Here is a 7,186-nt window from a genome sequence, read left to right on the forward strand (position 1 = left end):
ATCGGCTTCTTGAAGTCGTCATCTTTCATCCCCGTGGCGCGCCACAGTGCGCGGGCGCCGGCCATGTTGCGGCCGTGGGTGGATGTTTTCGAGCGGTAATCAGGCATGAAGCACTCCGGGCGGCTAATCAGGTATCAAAAGGGAAGTGAGCTTCTATTGACGTCTGGAACACTCAGAAATGGCCGTGTGTCCGGAAGTTGCCGATGACTTTGCGGGATCGCCGCGCGCTTCAGCTTGAGCTCATAAACCCGCCGGGGGATGACTGGCGATGAATGTTCGCGATTCTACACGGCTGGCGGCTGGAGGGAATGGCTGCAAGCGTTGATCCGGTGGTGATGGAGGTTGTGGGATGACGACTGGCAGGTATTACTCGCTATTCATTGCCTGATGCCGCCGTGTGATCAGTGCATTGAGAACAATACCCACCGTGCTTAGCGCTAGGAAACTCAGTGCCAGGGTCATTTGCAGTTGGCTTTGACTCAGATTGACCAAGGCGCTAATCAGACCTCCGAAGATAAAAATCAGCGTATTCCCTGCCGATGCGGAAGTGCCCGCGCTGTCCGGGAATATCTCCATGGCGTTGGAAGTCGCGACCGGTCGGGCGATGGTCGTGCCCGCTGTACATATGATCATCGGAATCAACACACTTAGGGTCGAAAGCTCAATCAGACTTGAGAGTAAAAGCATCACCAGCCCCGAAAAAAAAATCAGCCCCAGGCCCACGATAATCTGAATGTTGGATGCGATCCGGCGGGCGAGAATGCGGGCGACGATACCGCCAATGATATAAGCCACACCATAGAGCAGCAGGGTCAGTGAAAACTCGTACGGCGAAAGCCGTAGTTGCTCCATGAAGATCAGCGGAGAAACAACAATGAAGGAAAAGTGGCAAGTGAATGCAATCGCTGCGATCAGCCAATAGCCGATGAAACCGGCGTCGCGACAGACCATTCGGTAGGAATGGAGAATGCCTTGACGTGGAGTTACAACGGGTCGCTGATTTTCAAGAAAGAAACAAGCCTTGAGAAACACGACGACAGTCAGAGCAATAAAAGTAATGAAGCTTCCGGGCCAGTCCAGTGCTTGTTGCAGCAAGGAGCCCAATAGTGGCGAAACGGAAATGCAAATCCCGCTGGCGGTGACCATCAAGATCCGCAGATGATCGCGTTCCTTTCCGTGAAATAGATCCTGAACCAGCGCTTGTGAGAGCACGAAGCATCCGCAGCCAATTGCCTGGATCAAACGGAACATCAGAAACCAGGCGTATTCGGACGAGAAGACGCAACCTACGGCACCCATGATCGAGACTGCCATTCCGGCCAGCAGCAGGCCCTTGCGTCCGATGATATCCGAGAGTGGCCCGATCAATAGTTGCGACAGGGAAATGCCGACTGCAAACAGGCTGATGGAGAATGCGATGTCGGCTGGTGTGGTCCGGAAATGTCCTGCCAGCGCCGGGAAGGACGGTAGCAAGACATCAAGGGGGAAGACCCCGAGCAGCACCATGGTCATCAGCATGGTGACCGCGGCCCGACGGTTTTTGACACTGACTACAACTGTTGCTTCACCCATCGACTAGTCCCGCCATGGAGAAAAGTTGCCGGTTGGCTGGCAGATCGAAGAACCTGGCCTTTTTCAGTGCTTTCAGTGTGGCATCGGCACCGGATCGGGCGCGTAGAAGGCATGCGTGAGGTCCCACCAGATCGAAGAGAATTTGTGCGATAGTCGTTTCGTCCAGTCGAACACTATTTAGGCTTTCCCTCAGCCATTGTTCGTCGACTTCAAAAAAAATCAGGAGCGTTTCCAAAACTACTCTGGCGGCGAATGCCCGTTGATCGCTGTTCAGGTGCAGCCACACATAATGGAACACCTCGGAAAAATAGCGACTGTGCCGCGCCTCGTCCGCGAGGTGATCTCGGAGCATGGCCTGAACGCTGCTCACCAAAACGTCGCGGCAAACTGCGAGCAATTCCTTGGCGATAATTGTCTCTGAAACGAAGCCGATCATGAACCACGCCAGCGCCTTGTGCTTGTCCGGTGTGTGGCTGAGCAGGGCGTTCAATTGGACTATCCGCTGAGGCATGACCGGTCGATCGGTCATGCCGTAGAGCTCGGCAATCTGCTCAGCGAGGCTATTGGAGAACAGCGCATGGTAGCCCTCATCGGTGTAGAGCTGCAGCGCGGACGTTTTCATCGTGCGTGGAATGGAAATACCGAGTTCGTTATGGGCGATGATTTCGACGGACCGGTTGACAATACGGTGTTCTAGCAAGGTGGTGTAGTCGAGGAAGTACACCAAGTGGTTTGCGGATAGGCGATGAGAGAGTGCTCTATCTGCTGATTTGATCACAGGGTGATTCAGGTAGGGGAGAAAAGCAGGCGGGAACCAGTGTCGGGTTTCCAGTTGTTTTTCTATGTCCGAAGGCAATGAATAGCATTGCTCGCTGGTTCGGACTGAAGCTCGGGTGTTCCAGTTGCCGAGGGTGAAGCGCTGGGGCCCTGAGGCTAGGTCAATGAGGGGCTTTTTCATTGTTCTTGTCCCCGGCCGCTCAGTAGTGATTTCATTTCCTCGCACATCACTTGCCCATCACTTTTACCGCAGCCGACAAAAAACAACGCTTGCTCTGGACTATCTTCAAGGCCCAACACCGCTTCGACCTGATCGTCCGCCAATGCGCCGGTCAACCAAGTGTTCAATCCCAACGAAGTGGCCACCAATTGAAAGGTCTGGGAAATATGACCTGCTTCAACGTAAGCCATTCGGTAGGCCCGCGAATGCTCATATTTCCACCAAAGTTTGTCGAATCGGCAGGTGATGAAAAGTCCGACTGGCAGGTTGTTGATGAAATGTTGGCCGCACAAAAGGTGCCCCACAGGCTGACAAGGCAACGAGCCAATGAAACCCAGCGCGTGCTCCTTGGGGTGATATGCGTAGAGACCAGGGTTCAAACCATTAACGTGTTGAATGTGAAGAAAGCCCTCGCAGGAATTCAGTCCGCCGCCGGATGGGCTGCTTCGTCGAGCGCCGAGGCCTTCAACAACAACTTCGTCGATGTCGTTTTCTCGCTCCTGCAAATAGCCGAGTGATAGGTAAAGCAGCGTACTTACCTCTTCAAGGGAAACGGCCTCACCTGTGAAGGAACGACAAGTTTTTCGGTCAATCAGGACGTTTGAAAGGGAGACTTCCGGGAAGTGAGAGGGGGGGGAAGGACAATCAGTTCGCGTGCCACGCATTCCGAGAATCTGGCTCGAGGGGCTGGAGTGGTGAGTACACTTGTGCAATGGTCGAGGTATAGTCTTGACCATTCATGAACATTTTGGGGGACGTTGTCGCAAGGGATGTTCTTAGTGCCAATATGAAATATTTTTGATAGTTCATCCCAGCCCCATTCAATGTCATCGAATGTGGAGGTTGTAAGGATTCCCGCATTGAGTAATTGAAGGTCAATTGTATTTAGTTGATTGAAGTTTTTTGGGTTTTCGATTAATTCGGATAGTCGAATTGAATACGCAGAATTGAGTTCAAACTGCTTGTGATTTTTGTAATCCCAAACTATCTGGCCGGGTGTGCGCGGAAGTATGAATAAATAAGGATTTATCTGCATTTTGTTGGTTCTCTGGATAAGGCCATAGAAAACGCTGGGTAGCCGGCACTCCCCAGCGCTTCATCTACTTAGCGGGCTTTTGGGGCAACCAGAAAAGCCAGGTTGGCGATGTTGGAAGCTTCCAGAGTAATTGCTTTCATTTTTGGAACTCCTTATTCTATTTGAAGTATGTGTCACTTCGTAGTGACAACTCAATCATAGATATGAGCTGGGATTTTTCAATAGAATATTAAGTAAGGAGTTTCTGGTATTAGTGTCGGAGTCGTCCTACGCTTGGGCATGTTTTGTAAGTTCTGTCCGACAAAAAACTCAAAGCAGTATCGAGAGGCGTCTCGGAAGGACTGCTGGAGTAGGAGAATGGTAGTGGGTGGAAAAAAGGAGAGCCAATTGACCCCCCCCTTCAAAATAAGCAATCAGCTGTTTGGCAACAACCGGCAGGTAATGCTCTTGATATAACGTGTTTCCGGAATGGCCGGATGCACCGGATGATCCGGACCCTGGCCGCCGCGCTCCAGCATCTGGATATTGCGGTCCAGGTGGCGGGCGCTGGTCAGCAGGATGTTCTGCAGGTCGTCTTCCGGCAGGTGCATCGAGCAGGAGGCGCTGAACAGGATGCCGTCCTTGGTCAGCAGGCGCATGGCTTGCTCGTTCAGGCGGCGGTAGGCGCCTTCGCCGTTTTTCATGTCTTTCTTGCGTTTGATGAACGCCGGCGGGTCGGCCACGATCACGTCGAAGCGTTCTTCGCTGGCTTTGAGCTCTTTGAGGGCTTCGAACACGTCGCCTTCGATGCAGGTCATTTTTTCGGCGAAGCCGTTCAGTGCGGCGTTGCGCTCGACGCCGTCGAGGGCGAAGGCCGAAGCGTCGACGCAGAACACTTCACTTGCACCGAATGCAGCGGCTTGAACGCCCCAGCCACCGATGTAGCTGTAGAGGTCCAGTACACGCTTGCCCTTGGCATAAGGCGCCAGGCGTGCGCGGTTCATGCGGTGGTCATAGAACCAGCCGGTTTTCTGACCCTGGATGACCGGGGCTTCGAACTTCACGCCGTTCTCTTCGAGGGCAACCCACTCCGGCACCAGTCCGAACACGGTTTCGACGTAGCGGTTGAGGCCTTCGGCATCACGGGCAGCGGAGTCGTTCTTGAACAGAATGCCGCTTGGCTTGAGCACTTGGGTCAGCGCCGCGATCACGTCGTCCTTATGGGCTTCCATGGTCGCCGAGGCGATCTGCACCACCAGGATGTCGCCGAAACGGTCAACCACCAGGCCTGGCAACAGGTCGGAGTCGCCGTAGACCAGGCGATAGAACGGCTTGTCGAACAGGCGCTCGCGCAGGGACAGGGCCACGTTCAGGCGGTGCACCAGCAGCGATTTGTCCAGCGGCAGCTTGATGTCGCGCGACAGCAAACGGGCGCAGATCAGGTTGTTCGGGCTCATGGCAACGATGCCCAGCGGCTTGCCGCCGGCGGCTTCGAGGATCGCCTGGTCGCCGGCCTTGAAACCGTGCAAAGGAGTAGCGGCTACATCGATTTCGTTGCTGTAGACCCACAAATGGCCGTTGCGCAGACGGCGGTCGGCGTTGGCCTTGAGGCGCAGGCTAGGCAGGGACATGACGTCGCTCCGGAAAAAAGAGCGGGAGTATAGCGTGTTGCGCAAGGCCACGGCATGGTGGATGGACATGCGGTGGGCAGGGCCCGTCAGGATGAAACTTCAGGCGATGGACCGTACAAGGTTTCGGATCCAACTGTTAGAAGCTAGAATCTGCGCCTGACCCAGAGTGCGTACTTATGTCCCAAGAGCTGACTTCCGAACAGATCCAACAAGCCCTGCAGGGCATCAGCGTACCGGCCCAGCCGCAAATCATGGTGGATTTGCAGATGGAGCAGTACATGCCCGACCCGGATCTGGAAGTCATCGCCAAACTGATCTCCCAGGACCCGGGCCTTTCCGGTTCCTTGCTGAAAATCGTCAATTCGCCGTATTACGGCCTGAGCAACAAGATTGCTTCGATCCAGCGCGCGGTGAACCTGCTGGGCAGCCGCTCGGTCATCAACCTGATCAACGCGCAGTCGATCAAGGGCGAGATGAATGACGACACCATTGTCACCCTCAACCGTTTCTGGGACACCGCCCAGGACGTGGCAATGACCTGCCTGACCCTGGCCAAGCGCATCGGCGTTGAAAACGGCGATGAAGCTTACGCGCTGGGTTTGTTCCACGACTGTGGCGTACCCTTGATGCTCCAGCGCTTTCCCGAGTACATGGGCGTTCTGGAGCAGGCCTATGCCAACGCCAGTGCCGAATGCCGGGTGGTGGACACGGAGAATCAGGTGTTCAATACCAATCATTCGGTGGTCGGGTATTTCACGGCCAAGTCCTGGCGTCTGCCGGAGCGCGTGAGTGCTGCGATCGCCAATCACCACAATGCCCTGGCGATCTTCAGCGATGATTCTTCGCGCAACAGTTCGTTGAAGAACCTGCTGGCGATCCTGAAGATGGCCGAGCACATTTGCGCGTCGTACCGGGTGCTGGGCAATCAGGGCGAAGATCACGAGTGGAACAGCATCGCGCCGCTGGTGCTCGATTATGTCGGCCTCTCGGACTACGACTTCGAGACCCTCAAGCAGACGATCCGCGACCTCGGCACTCATCGCTGAGTGTCGGAACTTTCCAGGCCATGAGCCTGATCCGAGAGCACCATGCCTGAATTGCCAGAAGTCGAAACCACCCGTCGCGGCATCGCGCCGTACCTGGAGGGCCAGCGTGTCAGCCGGGTGATCGTGCGTGATCGTCGCTTGCGCTGGCCAATCCCCGAAGACCTCGATGTGCGGCTGTCCGGGCAGCGCATCGTACTGGTGGAGCGGCGGGCCAAATACCTGCTGATCAATGCCGAAGTCGGCACCTTGATCAGCCATTTGGGCATGTCAGGCAATTTGCGTCTGGTGGAGGCCGGATTGCCGGCGGCCAAGCATGAGCATGTGGACATCGAACTGGAGTCGGGCCTGGCGCTGCGTTACACCGACCCGAGGCGCTTCGGCGCAATGCTCTGGAGCCTCGATCCTCTCAATCATGAATTACTGATCCGCCTGGGGCCGGAACCACTGACCGACCTGTTCGACGGCGAGCGCCTGTTCCAGCTGTCCCGTGGACGTTCGATGGCGGTCAAGCCGTTCATCATGGATAACGCGGTGGTAGTGGGCGTCGGCAATATCTATGCGACCGAAGCGTTGTTCGCTGCTGGAATCGACCCGCGACGCGAAGCCAGGAGCATTTCCCGTGCGCGGTATTTGAAACTGGCAATCGAGATCAAGCGCATCCTGGCGGCCGCCATCGAGTGCGGCGGTACCACGCTGCGGGACTTTATCGGTGGGGACGGTCAGCCTGGTTATTTCCAGCAGGAACTGTTCGTGTACGGACGCGGCGGCGAACACTGCAAAGTCTGTGGCACGGGCCTGCGGGAAGTGAAGCTGGGGCAGCGCGCCAGCGTTTTTTGCCCGCGTTGTCAGAGCTGAAAGTCAGTCAGATTTTCAGTGAGGCTGATGACGTCATCGCGAGCAAGCTCGCTCCCACAGGGGATTTGTG

The 7,186-nt window shown here is 55.6% G+C and carries 6 protein-coding genes and 1 pseudogene; 2 read left to right on the plus strand and 5 right to left on the minus strand.

Translation table 11 applies throughout. The features are described from left to right. From ACRESJ_RS06970 to ACRESJ_RS06990, 5 genes and pseudogenes are all read right to left on the minus strand, one after another. A partial coding sequence (locus ACRESJ_RS06970) for a hypothetical protein (protein WP_305214611.1) occupies nucleotides 1-107 on the minus strand: 107 nt, incomplete at its 3' end. Between the two features lie 259 nt (nucleotides 108-366). Beyond that, nucleotides 367-1,572: an MFS transporter gene (locus ACRESJ_RS06975; protein ID WP_431757254.1), complete on the minus strand. Its 1,206-nt coding sequence runs from the start codon at nucleotides 1,570-1,572 to the stop codon at nucleotides 367-369. Continuing rightward, complete coding sequence (locus tag ACRESJ_RS06980; protein ID WP_431757255.1) at nucleotides 1,565-2,530, minus strand: diiron oxygenase; 966 nt, start codon at nucleotides 2,528-2,530, stop codon at nucleotides 1,565-1,567. The genes ACRESJ_RS06975 and ACRESJ_RS06980 overlap by 8 nt, the downstream gene beginning before the upstream one ends. After that, nucleotides 2,527-3,605, minus strand: a pseudogene (locus tag ACRESJ_RS06985) (SagB family peptide dehydrogenase). Before ACRESJ_RS06985 ends, ACRESJ_RS06980 begins: the two are co-directional and overlap by 4 nt. 413 nt (nucleotides 3,606-4,018) lie before the next feature. Beyond that, entirely contained in the window at nucleotides 4,019-5,215 is a 1,197-nt protein-coding gene (locus tag ACRESJ_RS06990; RefSeq protein WP_057398123.1) for a class I SAM-dependent rRNA methyltransferase, read from the minus strand. A 176-nt stretch (nucleotides 5,216-5,391) separates the two neighbouring features. On the opposite strand from ACRESJ_RS06990, the gene ACRESJ_RS06995 reads away from it, so the two are divergent. Next, entirely contained in the window at nucleotides 5,392-6,261 is an 870-nt protein-coding gene (locus ACRESJ_RS06995; RefSeq protein WP_431757256.1) for an HDOD domain-containing protein, read from the plus strand. Between the two features lie 42 nt (nucleotides 6,262-6,303). Continuing rightward, nucleotides 6,304-7,116, plus strand: a complete 813-nt coding sequence (gene mutM, locus ACRESJ_RS07000) for a bifunctional DNA-formamidopyrimidine glycosylase/DNA-(apurinic or apyrimidinic site) lyase (protein WP_431757257.1) — start codon at nucleotides 6,304-6,306, stop codon at nucleotides 7,114-7,116. The last annotated feature ends 70 nt before the right edge of the window (nucleotides 7,117-7,186 follow it).

Origin of the sequence: Pseudomonas sp., from assembly GCF_050739655.1 — a bacterium.
GTDB lineage: Bacteria > Pseudomonadota > Gammaproteobacteria > Pseudomonadales > Pseudomonadaceae > Aquipseudomonas.

What these genes read in the sequence shown, in the direction of transcription:
- ACRESJ_RS06975 (WP_431757254.1), bottom strand. Translation starts at nt 1,572, where the DNA reads ATGGGTGAAGCAACAGTTGTAGTCAGTGTCAAAAACCGTCGGGCCGCG.
- ACRESJ_RS06980 (WP_431757255.1), bottom strand. Translation starts at nt 2,530, where the DNA reads ATGAAAAAGCCCCTCATTGACCTAGCCTCAGGGCCCCAGCGCTTCACC.
- ACRESJ_RS06990 (WP_057398123.1), bottom strand. Translation starts at nt 5,215, where the DNA reads ATGTCCCTGCCTAGCCTGCGCCTCAAGGCCAACGCCGACCGCCGTCTG.
- ACRESJ_RS06995 (WP_431757256.1), top strand. Translation starts at nt 5,392, where the DNA reads ATGTCCCAAGAGCTGACTTCCGAACAGATCCAACAAGCCCTGCAGGGC.
- mutM (WP_431757257.1), top strand. Translation starts at nt 6,304, where the DNA reads ATGCCTGAATTGCCAGAAGTCGAAACCACCCGTCGCGGCATCGCGCCG.